Annotated in this window: 12 protein-coding genes; 3 read left to right on the forward strand and 9 right to left on the reverse strand. The window is 54.3% G+C overall.

What is annotated here, in order from left to right; translation table 11 throughout:
- Positions 1 to 127: 127 nt before the first annotated feature.
- Both zipA and smc read right to left on the reverse strand, forming a co-directional pair.
- Complete coding sequence (gene zipA, locus ONV78_RS07860; protein WP_279502380.1) at positions 128 to 1486, reverse strand: cell division protein ZipA; 1359 nt, start codon at positions 1484 to 1486, stop codon at positions 128 to 130.
- Positions 1487 to 1607: 121 nt separating this feature from the next.
- Positions 1608 to 5096 (reverse strand): chromosome segregation protein SMC, encoded by a 3489-nt coding sequence (gene smc, locus ONV78_RS07865; protein ID WP_279502382.1) that lies wholly within the window; start codon positions 5094 to 5096, stop codon positions 1608 to 1610.
- Positions 5097 to 5347: 251 nt separating this feature from the next.
- On the opposite strand from smc, the gene ONV78_RS07870 reads away from it, so the two are divergent.
- Entirely contained in the window at positions 5348 to 5545 is a 198-nt protein-coding gene (locus ONV78_RS07870) for a DUF6316 family protein (RefSeq protein WP_127969476.1), read from the forward strand.
- A gap of 19 nt (positions 5546 to 5564) precedes the next feature.
- Here the strand turns inward: ONV78_RS07870 and ONV78_RS07875 are convergent, their stop codons facing one another.
- The gene (locus ONV78_RS07875; RefSeq protein ID WP_011398496.1) at positions 5565 to 6230 is read right to left on the reverse strand and encodes a GntR family transcriptional regulator; all 666 of its coding nucleotides are present in this window, start codon (positions 6228 to 6230) and stop codon (positions 5565 to 5567) included.
- Positions 6231 to 6408: 178 nt separating this feature from the next.
- Here ONV78_RS07875 and ONV78_RS07880 point away from each other — a divergent pair, with 178 nt between their 5' ends.
- Both ONV78_RS07880 and ONV78_RS07885 read left to right on the forward strand, forming a co-directional pair.
- Positions 6409 to 7530 (forward strand): alkane 1-monooxygenase, encoded by a 1122-nt coding sequence (locus ONV78_RS07880; protein WP_279502384.1) that lies wholly within the window; start codon positions 6409 to 6411, stop codon positions 7528 to 7530.
- Positions 7531 to 7692: 162 nt separating this feature from the next.
- Entirely contained in the window at positions 7693 to 8733 is a 1041-nt protein-coding gene (locus tag ONV78_RS07885) for a GGDEF domain-containing protein (RefSeq protein WP_279502386.1), read from the forward strand.
- A gap of 19 nt (positions 8734 to 8752) precedes the next feature.
- Here the strand turns inward: ONV78_RS07885 and rluB are convergent, their stop codons facing one another.
- The 6 genes from rluB to sucC all read right to left on the reverse strand — a co-directional run bounded on the left by rluB (position 8753) and on the right by sucC (position 14732).
- On the reverse strand, positions 8753 to 9724 hold the full coding sequence (gene rluB / locus ONV78_RS07890) for a 23S rRNA pseudouridine(2605) synthase RluB (RefSeq protein WP_216737750.1): 972 nt from the start codon (positions 9722 to 9724) through the stop codon (positions 8753 to 8755).
- A gap of 35 nt (positions 9725 to 9759) precedes the next feature.
- Positions 9760 to 10389 carry an SMC-Scp complex subunit ScpB gene (scpB, locus tag ONV78_RS07895; protein ID WP_279502389.1) on the reverse strand — a complete coding sequence of 210 codons (630 nt, stop codon included), beginning with the start codon at positions 10387 to 10389 and terminating at the stop codon, positions 9760 to 9762.
- On the reverse strand, positions 10379 to 11257 hold the full coding sequence (locus ONV78_RS07900; protein WP_279502391.1) for a ScpA family protein: 879 nt from the start codon (positions 11255 to 11257) through the stop codon (positions 10379 to 10381). The genes scpB and ONV78_RS07900 overlap by 11 nt, the downstream gene beginning before the upstream one ends.
- 2 nt (positions 11258 to 11259) lie before the next feature.
- The gene (locus tag ONV78_RS07905) at positions 11260 to 12474 is read right to left on the reverse strand and encodes a tryptophan--tRNA ligase (RefSeq protein WP_279502393.1); all 1215 of its coding nucleotides are present in this window, start codon (positions 12472 to 12474) and stop codon (positions 11260 to 11262) included.
- Positions 12475 to 12690: 216 nt separating this feature from the next.
- Complete coding sequence (sucD, locus tag ONV78_RS07910; RefSeq protein WP_216737754.1) at positions 12691 to 13566, reverse strand: succinate--CoA ligase subunit alpha; 876 nt, start codon at positions 13564 to 13566, stop codon at positions 12691 to 12693.
- Positions 13566 to 14732, reverse strand: coding sequence for an ADP-forming succinate--CoA ligase subunit beta (gene sucC / locus ONV78_RS07915; RefSeq protein ID WP_127969468.1), 1167 nt, complete (start codon positions 14730 to 14732; stop codon positions 13566 to 13568). Before sucC ends, sucD begins: the two co-directional genes overlap by 1 nt.
- Positions 14733 to 14832: the final 100 nt, after the last annotated feature.

Consider the following 14832-nt stretch of genomic DNA (forward strand, 5'->3'; position numbering starts at 1 on the left):
GCACGGGAACCCCAATGCGGCGGAATTGCTAAGTCTTTGATTCGGATTAAAGTATAGCGAATATAACGACAGCATTTTTCGTTACAAGCCAATACTCCGGGACATTCCCGAAAGCGGCGCCCCGGGTTTATACCCGGGACGACAACATGCGACGCTCAAACTCCCTGACGCGTTGACGGCAGTGCTCAATAGTCTGCGCCGTCATGACGCTGCGATTTTCATCCTTGAGTTCGCCGCCCAGATTACGCACCAGGCATTGCGCGGTTTCCACCATGTAGTCGAAGGCGCGCATACTGTTATCCGGTCCAGGCAAGCGCACAAAGAAGCAGACGCCAGGAAAGCGCTGCGACGCCATGTCTTTTCCGAATACGCCGGGCTCCATAGCGTTCGCCATACTGAACTGGACAGGACCCTCATCGAAGTCATGTTCGTAACGATGAAAGATCGCCATATCGCCCATCTGCATGCCGCAGGCCTCGACCAGATTGCGTAACGCAACGCCTTCGAAGCCTTCTTCGTCCTTGCTCAGCACATTGATCACCAGTATCTCTTGAAGCGTCTTGGACGACTTTCCTGGCGAGCCTGCCCTGCCTCCTTTCTCCTCACGACTTTTCGGCGCTTCATCGCTACGCGGGGTTCCTGCGTGGAGCCCAGTCTGTTGCTGAATCGCGCTGATTTTCTTCAGAAACTTGTCTTTAAACGCAAGCATAGGTTCATGTTGGGATTCCTCATGGGCGACCGGCCTGTCTATCGGCTCCGCATGCAGATCCTCTTCCTTTTCAACTTCATCCTGTGGCTCTTCCTGCTCGAACTCCACCTCAGGCTCTGGCTCATGTTCATGCAGACTGTCGTATCCGCCCTGATATCCCTGCACGCGGAAATTATCCCGCTTCAGAAACTCTTTATAGGGGCTGTCTCTGTATGGGCCGTCGTCATCCGCTTCCGCGTCTTCTTCGACGTACTCCTCTTCATACTGTTCATCCCTAACCTGCTCGAAGCGTTGATAAGGCGAGAAGCTTTCCTGCTCTTCCGGCAGGCGCTCTTCTATCTCGTCCTCTTCCACAAACTCCGGCTCTCTGCGTCCATAGCCCTGATTTGACATGGACTCTTCCAACCCCTCATCCACTTCCAGAATCGGCGGCTCCGCCATGTCCTGGTCGTAGGGCTCTTCGTCCTGCCGACGCTCTCTTTCTTTAAGCTTCTCAGAGGGTTTGAAGGTAGGTTTGTATTTGACTTCCTTAATCGGCCGAGTGTAGTTCTGCTCCGCAGCTGGCTTGCCGTCTTTGATCACCCTGAAGCCACTGCCTGGCAGTTCTGGATTAAAGTCATCATCGATAGGCGTATTTTCGAAGTTGCCTCCCATACCCTGGGAGATTTCCAATGAATCCTTGCGCGCTCTTCTGACTCGGCGAAAACCATCTATAACCACGCCCAGGATTATGAGCAGGCCTATCATGATCAGCCATTCACGCAAACTGATATCCATTAATCTAATATCCCCAACTAAACATCATCATGGTATTCGCCAACCTGATCCCGCCTGTATTTCTTATCGATTGGCGAGTTAATTTATTCAATTCGCCGCTGCTTTACAATCCAGCGCGCCCTTACAACGCAGCCATTGCGGCCGCTTCTTCAACATCCACGGAAACCAGTCTCGACACGCCGGGCTCATGCATAGTAACCCCCATCAAGTGATCCGCCATTTCCATGGCGATCTTGTTGTGGGTAATGTAGATGAACTGCACCTGACCCGACATTTCTTTCACCATTCGAGCATAGCGCCCCACGTTGGCGTCGTCCAATGGCGCGTCCACTTCGTCCAACATACAGAACGGCGCGGGGTTGAGCTGGAAGATGGAGAAGATCAGCGCAATGGCGGTAAGCGCTTTCTCTCCACCCGACAACAAATGAATGGTGCTGTTTTTCTTGCCCGGAGGCCGCGCCATAATGGCGACGCCGGTTTCCAGCAAGTCTTCCCCGGTTAACTCCAGATAGGCGCTACCGCCGCCAAAGACACGGGGAAACAAATTCTGCAGACCTTCGTTGACCTGATCGAAGGTTTCCTTGAACTTGTTGCGGGTTTCGCGATCGATTTTGCGAATCGCGTTCTCCAAGGTCTCCAATGCTTCCTGCAAGTCCTCATGCTGACCATCGAGATAGACTTTACGTTCGGACTGGGCTTCATATTCCTCAATCGCCGCCAGGTTGATCGCGCCGAGACGCTCCACTTTACCGACGATTTGCTCAATGTCCCGTTGCAACTGTCCTTCGTCCGCATCTTCCGCCAGCAGTCCGATCACATTCTCGAGGTCGTACTGATCCTCCGCCATCTGGTCCCGTAAGGCGTTTTTACGAATATCCGTTTCCCGATGCTGCATGCGTAAAGATTCAATCCGGCTGCGCATGTTCTGGATCACCATTTCATTACGCTGCCGAGACGACTCATCGCCCTGCATCAACTGCTCCAAATCCGCGAGGCGGTTACGTTCGCGGGTCAGGATGTCCTCTTGTTGCATGCGCAACTCAAGATAACCTTCGAGACGCTCCTGCAGTGCGTCATCCGGATCTTGCAGAGTCTGCAGACTTTCTTCCACCCACTGCATGCGTTCACGGTTGCGCCGCAAGTTGGCGTCGCTTTTTTCCAGCGCCTGCCGTATCGACTCTCTCCGCGTGCTGAGCGCGCTGGCGCGCAACTGCATCTGGTGCGCATGCTCTCGATCCAGACGCGCCTGAGTGCGCAGACCATCCAGTTTCTGCCGGACGTCATCGCGGCGATTGAGCAACTGCTCCTTCTTTTCCACGCTGCCTTCCAGGTCCATCAAGGCGGCGTTCCACACGCCTTTGCTTTCCTGCAGCCCCATCTGTTCTTCGTCGATCTGGAACTGAATCTCCGCAATCTCTGCGGCGATGGACTCCACCCGGCGCTGGACCTGTTCGCGTCGCGCTTCTTTAGCGCTCAAATCGGATTTGGTCTGCAACAATTGCTTGTTGATCTCAACCGATTCCTTTTGCAGCGTTTCCCTTTCTTCATCAAAACGACTCAGGGCCGCGTCAATGGTTTCCTTATCCTGAGACAACGACGCCAACTGCGCCGCCACCTCTTCCATTTCCTGCTCGATTTCCGCCAACCGACGATTGCGCGCGAGCAGGCCGTCGCCAGTCTGTTTCGCCGGCGGGGCCATGATCCAGTCCCGGCCGACCTGCATGCCGTCTGGCGTCAAAAAGAAAGCGCCATCAGACAGCTCAGAACGACGACCAATCGCCGCAGCAAAACTGTCGGCGGAACGAACGCCGTCCAGCCACGCCGCCACCGCACTGTTGACGGAGCTGGCGCTGGCGAACCGCAATGCCTCGCTGGCGACCTCGTCCTCACACACCAGCGCCACGCCTTTGGGCGGGGCATCCTGCAGGCGAGTCAGAAATTCACGGCTGACCACGCGCGCGGACAAGCGAGCGCCCAGCACCGCTTCAAGCGCTGGCTCCCATTGCACCGCAACGCTCAACCGCTCTCCCAGCGTCGGCGCGTTATCAATTTCATGCAGCGCCAGCCACTCCAGCGCCTCCTGTCGGGAAGCCTGGCTATCGTGCTTTTGCAATGCCAACAGCGACGCCTGTTCGCCCTTCAGGGTTTGTTCACGGGTACGAGCGTCATTGATTCTGGCGTTGAGCGATTCTTTACGTTCCTGCTCTCCCTGCTCACGCACCCTCATTTCCTGATGAGACAGCGCCTGTTGATCCGCATGCATTTCCAGCTCCAGCATGCGTTCGCGCAAAATCTCCAAATCTTCATCATCATGAGCGCCGCCGATGAGGCTTTGCTCATCCGCCAGCTTACGCTTGCGCTCCATCAACTGCTGAACCAGTTTCTCCGCCTGCTGAATACGGGACTGCTCCACTTCCGCCGTTTTCTGCAGGTGCGCGGAGCTACGGGAAAAGTCATCCCACTCCTGTTGCCACAATTGCATGGCGTCTTCAGCCTGGGCCAACAATTCCGTGGACTCTTCTGATTTGGCCAGATGCTCTTCCAGCTCCGGCTCAATCATCATCAACTCTTCTTCCAGCTCCTGAAGATGTTGCTGCTCGCGCTCCAACTCTTCATTCAGTTCGCGATTGGTTTCCTGCAACTGCTGCATTTCCGCCTGCAATTGCTGCTCGCGTTCTTTCGCGTTGCGAATCTGCTGTTCCAGTTTGGCGATCTCCGCGCCGCTGCCGTAATAATCCGCCTGCGCCCGATTCACCGCTTCATTGGCGTCCGCCCGTTTCTCACGAAAACCTTCCAGACGGCTGTCGAGAGAGGTGCGTTCGTACAGCAGGCGCTCCAGCTCAACCTCTTGGCCGCGCAATTCTTCCTGCACGCTGGTGGCGTCTTTATCCAGCGTTCGCCATTTCAGAGCATTTAACAGCGCACGCTTGTCGCGTTCTTCCGCCTTCAACTCTTTGTAACGCTCCGCCGCCTTGGCCTGACGATGCAGATGCTGCAGCTGTCGATCCAGTTCTTCCCGAATATCAGAGAGCCGCTCCAGATTTTCCCGCGTCCGCTTCATCCGGGACTCGGTTTCCTTGCGTCGCTCCTTATACTTGGAGATCCCCGCCGCCTCTTCTATAAAAACCCGCAACTCTTCCGGCTTGGATTCAATCAGACGGGAGATCATGCCCTGCTCGATAATGGCGTAACTACGCGGCCCCAGACCGGTGCCTAGAAACAGATCCGTAATGTCTTTACGACGACATTTGTTGCCATTGAGGAAATAGAGTGACTGCGCGTCACGGGTGACTTTGCGCTTGACGGAAATTTCGTTGTAGCTGGAGAACTCGCCCTGCAGCACGCCACCGGCGTTATCGAAGATCAGCTCGATGGAAGCCTGTCCCACCGGTTTTCGGGTGTTGGAGCCATTGAAAATGACGTCCGTCATGGACTCGCCGCGCAGGTGCTTGGCGGAACTCTCCCCCATCACCCAACGCACAGCGTCAATAATATTAGATTTGCCGCACCCATTAGGTCCCACCACCGCAGCCATATTGCTGGGGAAATGCACGGTTGTCGGGTCTACGAACGACTTGAAACCGGCAAGCTTGATGGATTTTAGTCTCATGATGCGGAGGCTGCAGGAGCTGTCACAGGGTTTGTCCAGATATGGAGCGGGAGTTTAACGGATTAAACCCGGGCGGACCAGCGCGAAGCGCAGCGCTCCCGCGGCTCTAGGCTAAGCGCTTGTATCCGCTGAAGTTGTGATGTGACAAGGGCTCAGCAGCAATGATGGGACAGAGCGTCGCAAAAATTATTGATTGAAAATCAGCCAACATGTCACTAAATTAATCTTTAGTCGAACAGGAGTTGTACGCAATGGAAATCAGCAAACGTAGTAACGACCAGCAATCGAACAAACATCACCGCTCAGACCGCTTCTTCGCTGTGGAAGGCAAGTGGTACTACCGCACGCGGGAAAAAATCCATCTAGGGCCTTATGAGGCGCTGGAGGAAGCGGAAGACGGCCTGATCGCCTATCTTCGCTATCTGCATGTAGCGGAACGCAGGGAGTAGTTCGCCCAGGTATCGGGGGTCAGGAAGATTCCTGCAGGATACTGATCACCAGATTCTTTTGATGCTCCGCAAAGCTCTCGATAACCAGCTTCACACCGGCGAAGTCCCGCTGCTGCACGGCTTGTAATAAGCCGTTGTAGAAGTTCATTGATTGGTAAAGCTCCCCTTTCTTGCGCCTGATCGCCAAATGGTAAGTGCGACTAATCGCCGGGCGCAGATTTTCCAGAATTTCCTCAAGATAGGGATTGCTCACCAGCGTCAGGCAGTAACTCATCACCGAAAAACCACTGTCGATGACCGATTCGAATGACGCCTCCTCATTCATCACTGCCCGGTTGATTTGCTGCACTTGGTTCATAACCGGGGCCAAATCGCTCTCCCGCCAGCTCTCCGCCACTTTACGGGCCAGCATCACCAGCAATGACGCATACACGTCATACAGACTTTCCACCTGATTGACGGTGAGGTCCGACACCACTGCGCCACGACGCGGATAAATTTCGATTAAATGACGACGCTCCAGAATCAACAATGCTTCGCGCACTGAGCCGCGACTGACTTCCAGGTCGCCAGCCACCTTAAGCTCCTGAATACGCTCATTGGCCCGCAACTCTCCAGTAATGATCAATCGACCTAAATGTTGCGCAATTTGTTCGGCCAAGCTTTCCGGCGCCTGAAACTTCATATCGGTGTGTTCCTAAAAACTCAGTTTAAGCAAAGAGTTGCGGTAAGAGACACGATTCTAGCATACCCCCGCCCAATGAAAATGGAGGAGTAAAAGTAAAAACCTCTTGATCAAATTGTTTGATTGTCCAACAATAAAACAGAAATCACCCCTCAAATAACAAGAAAAGGAGCCTCCTATGCCTGGACCTATTCGTCCACAACTTATGCTACAAATAAAGAAGTGGGGGTATCTGATTTTCATGATCCCCCTGGGTCTCCCTATTCTGAGCTGGGCGCTGACTTCCCATTTCGGCCTGGGTGACGCAAGCGCCTGGATGACGATATTGTTCGTATTTGGCATTGTTCCGGTTTTGGACACACTTATTGGCAAAGACGCCAGCAACCCGGATGAACAACTTCACACGCCCCATTTGGAAAAAAGTCTGTACTATCCCCTACTGACCTTATCCTGCGTCCCCGCCTATCTATTCCTGATCATTTGGGGAGCGCACATATTCAGCAGCGATCTCTATCACTGGGCGGGAAAGATTGGATGGCTGCTTTCCATTGGCGTCGTCGGCGGACTGGCTATTACGGTCGCTCATGAGCTGATCCACAAAAACTCCGTCCTGGAGCAAACAGCAGGCGGCTTACTACTCGCTATGGTAGGTTATGGCGGGTTTAAGGTGGAGCACATTCGGGGACACCATGTAAATGTCGCCACTCCGGCGGACGCCTCGTCATCCCGTTACAACCAGTCCCTCTACCATTTCCTGCCTCGCGCCATTTTCTACAATGTCAAAAATGCATGGTTGCTGGAACAACGGCGGCTGGCCAGGAAGGGTCTGTCGCCACTCTCTCCTTACAACGAGTTGATCTGGTGGTATGGCGTCTGCGCAGCCTTGTTGGCGGGTTTTACTTTAGTTTGGGGACTGATGGGCGCGCTGTTCTTTGTGGGTCAGGGATTGGTCGCCATCTTACTATTAGAGACCGTCAATTATCTGGAGCACTATGGTCTGCATCGGCGCGCCAAAGACGATGGGGGCTATGAACGCGTCACCCATCAGCACTCATGGAATTCCAACTACCTGCTCACCAACCTGATGCTGTTTCAGCTGCAGCGGCACTCAGATCATCACGCCAACGCCAAACGCCGCTATCAAGCCCTGCGGCATTACGACGAATCTCCGCAACTACCGGCCGGCTACGCCACTATGGTGTTGCTGGCGCTGGTTCCGCCACTCTGGCGTAAGGTTATGAACCCCAAAGTGAACCATTACTATCAGCAGGACACAGGCGCAGCGGAGAATCCTCAATAAAGTTAAGGTTTTTCACTCTCTTGCGGCCGACAACAATTTGACGCCTGTTGCCGGTCGCCCCCTTCTTAGCGCCGAATCCCCGTCACACCGGCAAGTTCCTGCCTAGGTTCAATTGACTACATATTGCTGTTTTTCAAAGAATTAAAATCCGCTGGCATTGAAATGGCAGAGTTAGCCTTGCAAGCGCCGTTTTCGCCGTTGACGGCGGATATCTCAAGGCATAAGCAATACGCATGTAGTATCTATCGACGGGAGCATTCCATGTCCAACCTGACCACAGAACGAATGAGCGCTGATAACAAGGTTGTTGCCCTCGCCACTTCCAATGACTCGCTGACTCTGCGGCTGGAGCACGTCGCCGGGACAATGCTGCGCAAGCTGCAAACGACGCTTGAAGTTGAAGAGTTACTGCAGATTTTCGTGGGTGAAGCCAGCGCGCTGGTCGCCATAGACGGCTACTCCCACATTTATAACAATCGTACTTGCGGAGCGCGTAAACGGGGAACGCCGCATCAATTGAATTATCGCCTCACGCTGGCGGAAGAAGCCTTGGGAGAAATCACTTTCTATCGGGGCGAGCGCTTTACAGACAGCGATATCCATATCATCGAAACATTGCTTGGCAGCCTGGTGTACCCTCTGCGCAACGGTTTGCGCTACCAGGAAGCCATGAACGCCGCGTTGTCCGACTCCCTGACCGGCGTCGCCAACAAACGGGCTTTTGACTATCAGTTACATAGAGAAGTGTCTCTGGCGACCCGTTACAAATACAAGCTGTCGATGCTGTTTTTCGATATCGACTACTTCAAGAAGGTCAACGACACCTATGGGCACGCCGCTGGCGATGCATTGCTGCAACAGTTGGCCAAAGTGGTTCAGGATAATTGCCGTGATTCGGATCTGTGCTTCCGTTTCGGCGGCGAAGAGTTCGCCATGTTGCTGGCCAAAACGGAATCAGAGGGCGCCTACGCCATTGCAGAGCGTCTTCGTGAGGCCGTTGCAAACACCACATTTCAACATGAAGGCCATGATATTTCCTTCACGATCAGCATTGGCGTAGCGACCTACGATGGCGTTGAGAATCGGAATGACTTTCTGGAACGGGCGGATCAGGCCCTGTACGACGCCAAGCATGCGGGCCGCAACAGGACCAAAATTGCGCTTCAGGATCAAGAAGAAGCGCTGACCCAGGCGGCGAACTGAGTTCGCCGCCATTCAACCCTTACTGAGGTTTACGTCTGCCAGGGCCTGGTTTACGACCCGTTGTTTGACGTGAGGGCGCCGATCTGCGCTCATCCGAAGCGGCGGCCGGTTTGCGCGCAGGGGCGCGAGTTCCAGTACGGCCATTGGAGGGTTTAGGCTTGGAAGCGCCGCTCTTGCCCTGCTGACGCTGCAATTTTTCCTTTGTATGCGGCGTCAGAGACGCAATCGTCTTCGGCTGCATTCCCGCCATTTCATACAGTACATTGACGTCTTTTTGTCCCGCCATCTCCCAATTGCCCAAGCGAACACGGCTGGGCAGGAACATGTACCCATAGCGCACCCGCTTCAAACGACTGACGGTAACGCCTTGGGACTCCCAAAGGCGACGCACTTCGCGGTTGCGGCCTTCCTGTAATACGACGTGAAACCAACGGTTGCTGCCGCTACCGCCGGCTTCCTTGATATCCGAAAATTTGGCGAGGCCGTCTTCCAGCAGCACGCCGTCCTGCAGTCGGGCCACCATTTCTTCAGTCACTTCGCCATGTACGCGCACCGCGTACTCACGGTCAATCTGTGAAGAGGGATGCATCAATCTGTTGGCGAGTTCGCCGTCTGTCGTGAAGATCAACAAACCCGTGGTATTGATGTCCAGACGTCCTACCGCCACCCAGCGGCCGCTTTTCAGCTTAGGTAAGCGCGCAAATACGGTGGGACGACCTTCCGGGTCCTTGCGGCTGGTGACCTCACCTTCCGGCTTGTTGTATACCAGCACCATGGTTTCCTCAGCGTCCACCATGGAGATCTTGTGGCCATCGACCGAAATCTTGTCCTCAGCGGTGACGCGGTCGCCCAAATGCGCGACTTTGCCGTTGACGCGAACGCGACCGCCGCTGATCCACTCTTCAGCCTCTCTACGGGAGGCAAGCCCTTGCCGGGCGATCACTTTCTGAAGTTTCTCGCCCTGCGCCTTTTCACCGGAAGGTTCTATCATCTATTTCGCCTTAACTGTAATCACCAACACCCTCATCAATGCAATGTGGCGTCGGAGGATGGCGGATCGGCTTCCATCGTTTCGGAAGCGTCCGCCGCATTTGCTTGCAGATCCAGTTCCAGAGCCCGGCCGATTTCCTCCAGGCTTCTGACCTCCGCCAAGGGCGGCAACTGATCCAATGTCTTTAAATTAAAATAGTCGAGAAATTGTCGCGTGGTGGCGAATAGCGCCGGTCTGCCCGGCACGTCCTTATGACCAACGACGCGCACCCATTCTCTTTCCTGCAGTGTTTTCATGATCTGGCTGCTGACCGCCACGCCGCGAATGTCTTCAATGTCGCCTCGCGTAATGGGCTGTCGATAGGCGATGATCGCCAACGTTTCCAGCATAGCGCGGGAGTATCGCTGTGGACGCTCTTCCGTCAGGCGCCCCACCCAGGGCGCGAACTCATCGCGCACCTGGAATCGATAACCGCTGGCCACTTCCACCAGGTTGACCGCACGCTTGGCATAAGCCGCCGTCAATTCTTTTAGCGCAGCCTTAACCTCATCCCGTTGCGGCGGCGTAAAGTCCTCGACGAACATCGTCATCAACTGATCCACCGTCAGGGGTCTATCACTGGCGAACAGCATCGCCTCGATCAACTGCGTCAGATTAACCGCCATCGTCACCTTCGCTCGTTTCCACCTCAGGTTCGTTCTCGATTTCACCCCGGGCGCGCACATGAATTTCGCCAAACATTTCGGTTTGGACCAATTCCAACAAAGACTCTTTTACCAGCTCCAGCACCGCCAGAAACGTCACCACCACACCTAATTTTCCCTCATCAAAGGGAAACAGATCCGTAAACAGGGTGAAGTGGTCCGCCGACACTCTTTCCAGCACCTGGGTCATACGCTCCCGGGTGGAAAGCCTTTCTTTTTCAATCTGGTGATGCTCAAACAGCTCTGAGCGTTTCAGCACTTCCTGCAGCGCCAATAAAACTTCCGTCAACGACACATCCGGGTGCTTTTTTTCCCGCTGCAGTGTGGGTATTTCCGGGTTGGCCGTATAGAAATCGCGATCCATGCGCGGTAATTCATCGATACACTCCGCCGCTGTTTTAAAACGCTCGTACTCTTGCAAGCGTCGAATCAATTCCGCGCGTGGGTCTTCCTCTTCCTCATCATCGTCCTTGCGCCGCGGCAACAGAAAGCGGGATTTTATTTCCGCCAGCATCGCCGCCATCACCAAATACTCCGCCGCCAACTCGAAGCGCATATCCTCCATCACCCGAATGTAATCCATGTACTGACGGGTGACGTCCGATACGTTGATATCAAGGATATCCATATTCTGCCGACGGATCAGATACAGCAACAAATCCAGCGGGCCTTCAAACGACTCCAGGAAAACTTCCAGTGCGTCCGGTGGAATATATAGATCCGAAGGCAGCTCGGTAAACGGACTGCCCCCCACCATCGCCAAAGGCAGTTCCTGCTGAACCGGAAGCTGCTCTGTCTGGCTGTCCGAGGGGGCGTCGGCGTTTTGCATTATCAGTCGTACGCCAGACCTATGGCGCTGCGAACTTCTTCCAAGGTGGCCTTAGCGGCGTCTCTCGCGTGATCGCAGCCTTCTGCGATGATGCTACGCACCAGTCCAGGGTCTTCTTCGTAGCGTTTGGCTCGCTCACGCATTGGACGTTGTTCTTCTATGATGGCGTCGGCCACCGGCTTTTTACACTCAATACAGCCGATACCGGCGGAGCGACACCCTTGCTGCGCCCAGGACTTAGTGGCTTCATCGGAATACACTTGATGCAACTGCCACACCGGGCATTTATCTGGATCGCCAGGGTCTGTGCGACGCACCCTCTGTGGGTCCGTCTGCATGGTGCGGATTTTTTCCGAAATACTGTCCGCGTCTTCGCGCAAACCAATCGTATTGCCGTAGGACTTGGACATCTTTTGACCATCCAGACCCGGCATTTTCGCTTCGGGGGTCAGCAATGGCTGAGGTTCGGGCAGAATAACTTTGCCCCCGCCTTCAAGGAATCCGTATAAACGCTCTCTGTCGCCAAGTGATATATTTTGCTGATCACGCAGCAGCGCCCGTGCTGTCTCCAGCGCCTCACCATCGCCCTGCTCCAGATAGCGCTTGCGCAGGCTCTCGTACAGTTTGGCTGTCTTCTTGCCCATTCTTTTGATCGCCGCTTCAGCCTGCTCTTCAAAGCCCGGCTCACGACCATAAAGATGGTTGAAACGCCGCGCCACCTCGCGCGTCATCTCTATATGCGATACCTGATCCGCTCCTACCGGCACCCAGCCCGCGCGATACACCAGAATATCCGCGCTTTGCAGCAGCGGATACCCCAGGAATCCATAGGTGGCCAGGTCTCTTTCTTTGAGTTTTTCCTGCTGATCTTTATAAGTCGGCACTCTTTCCAGCCAACCTAAAGGCGTGATCATGGAGAGAAGAAGATGCAGTTCCGCGTGCTCCGGCACACGTGACTGTACAAACATGGTGGCGGAGCCCGGATTAATGCCCGCGGCCAGCCAGTCTATCACCATTTCCCACACGGACTGTTCAATGTCGTAAGGGGTTTCGTAGTGAGTGGTCAGAGCATGCCAATCGGCGACGAAGAAGAAACATTCGTACTCATGCTGTAACTGCACCCAGTTTTTCAGCACTCCATGGTAATGACCCAGATGGAGTTTTCCCGTCGGTCGCATTCCCGACAACACACGACGCTGCGAATCCACAGAGGCCAAGTTATTTCCCCAAGTTTTTATTAAAGCAACCAGTTGTGACGGCGTCAGAAATTACGCCAAAAATGAGTCTAATTGCGTGGGATTATAGCGTTAAAAGGGCGGGAGTGAAATTTGGGAGTAGAATGCCGGCCTTTATACCGACTGGGTTGAAGGCGATAACCATCTGCGAAAAATAGAAAAGCCGCCCTATGGCGGCTTTTCAGACAGGCGGAAAACTTATTTCCAGCCAGTCACTTCAGCCAGCGCCTTGCCGATATCGGCCAGACTTCTAACTGTTTTAACGCCAGCCTGCTCCAGCGCTGCAAACTTTTCAGCCGCAGTGCCTTTGCCGCCCGCGATGATCGCGCCAGCGTGGCCCATGCGCTTACCAGCAGGCGCTGTTACGCCTGCAATGTAAGAAACAACAGGCTTGGTGACGTTGTTCTTGATGTACTCAGCCGCTTCTTCTTCCGCAGTGCCGCCGATTTCACCGATCATAACGATCGCTTCAGTCTGAGCGTCCTTCTGGAACATTTCCAGAATGTCGATGAAGTTGGAGCCAGGAATCGGGTCGCCGCCGATGCCCACGCAAGTGGACTGGCCGAAACCGAAGTCAGTGGTCTGCTTAACGGCTTCATAAGTCAGGGTGCCGGAACGGGAAACGATACCGACTTTACCTGGCTTGTGAATGTGACCAGGCATGATGCCGATCTTGCATTCGCCAGGAGTGATAACGCCTGGGCAGTTAGGTCCGATCAGACGCACGCCCAGCTCGTCGCACTTCACTTTCGCATCCAGCATGTCCAGAGTAGGAATGCCTTCAGTGATGCACACGATCAGTTTGATGCCTGCGTTAGCCGCTTCCAGGATGGAGTCTTTACAGAAAGGCGCAGGAACGTAGATAACAGACGCTTCCGCGCCAGTTTGCTCTACAGCTTCTTTAACTGTGTTGAACACAGGCAGACCCAAGTGAGTCTGACCGCCTTTACCAGGAGTCACGCCGCCAACCATTTTGGTGCCGTACGCAATTGCCTGTTCAGAATGGAATGTGCCCTGGGAGCCAGTGAAACCCTGGCAGATGACCTTGGTATTTTTATCGATCAAAATACTCATTATTTACCCTCCGCTGCTTTAACCACGGCTTCAGCAGCATGAGTCAGACTTTCCGCTGCGATAATGTTCAACCCGCTGTCGGCAAGTTTCTTAGCGCCCAGCTCGGCGTTGTTGCCTTCCAGACGTACGACCACAGGAATCTTGACGCCAACTTCTTCTACAGCGCCGATGATGCCGTCAGCAATCAGGTCGCAACGAACGATGCCGCCGAAAATGTTGACCAGAACCGCTTTTACGTTGTCGTCGGAGAGAATGATTTTGAACGCTTCAGTCACGCGCTCTTTAGTCGCGCCGCCGCCTACGTCCAGGAAGTTAGCGGGCGCGCCGCCGTGCAGCTTAACGATGTCCATGGTGCCCATGGCCAGGCCTGCGCCGTTAACCATACAGCCGATGTTGCCTTCCAGCGCAACGTAGTTCAGTTCCCACTTGGCTGCATGAGCTTCGCGCGGATCTTCCTGCGAAGGATCGTGCATGTCGCGGATGCGCGGCTGACGGTACAGAGCGTTGCCGTCTACAACCACTTTCGCATCCAGACAGTGCAGGTTGCCGTCTTTAGTGATAACCAGCGGGTTCACTTCCAGCAGCGCCAGATCCAGGTCTTGGAACAGTTTCGCCAGGCCCAGGAAAATTTTAGTGAACTGCTTAACCTGATCGCTGTTCAGACCCAATGCGAACGCCAGTTCACGCGCTTGATAAGGCTGTGCGCCCACCAGCGGGTCGATAACTGCTTTCAGGATTTTTTCAGGAGTCTCTTCAGCGACTTTCTCGATTTCAACGCCGCCTTCGGTAGACGCCATGAACACGATGCGACGCGTGCCGCGATCCATTACCGCGCCCAAGTACAGTTCCTGATCGATGTCCGTGCAGGACTCAACCAGAATCTTGTTAACAGGCTGACCTTTCTCGTCGGTCTGATAGGTTACCAGGTTATGACCAAGCCACTTCTCAGCAAATGCCTTAATCTCTTCCTTGGAAGATACTAACTTAACGCCACCCGCTTTACCGCGGCCGCCTGCGTGAACCTGCGCTTTAACCACCCACTGGCTTCCGCCAATGGAGTCAGCGGCAGACATGGCCTCTTGTGCGGACTCACAGGCAAAGCCCTTGGAGACGGGCAGACCATAGTCCGCAAAGAGTTGCTTAGCTTGATACTCATGAAGATTCATAACGTTTTCCGCTTTTTAGTCAGCTTTCGACTTATTTACCACCGTGCAAACGAGCACAACGTTTCACGTTCTCGCGAGCAGGCTTCCAGCATGAGACTCA

This window comes from Hahella sp. CR1 (genome assembly GCF_029813005.1).
GTDB lineage: Bacteria > Pseudomonadota > Gammaproteobacteria > Pseudomonadales > Oleiphilaceae > Hahella.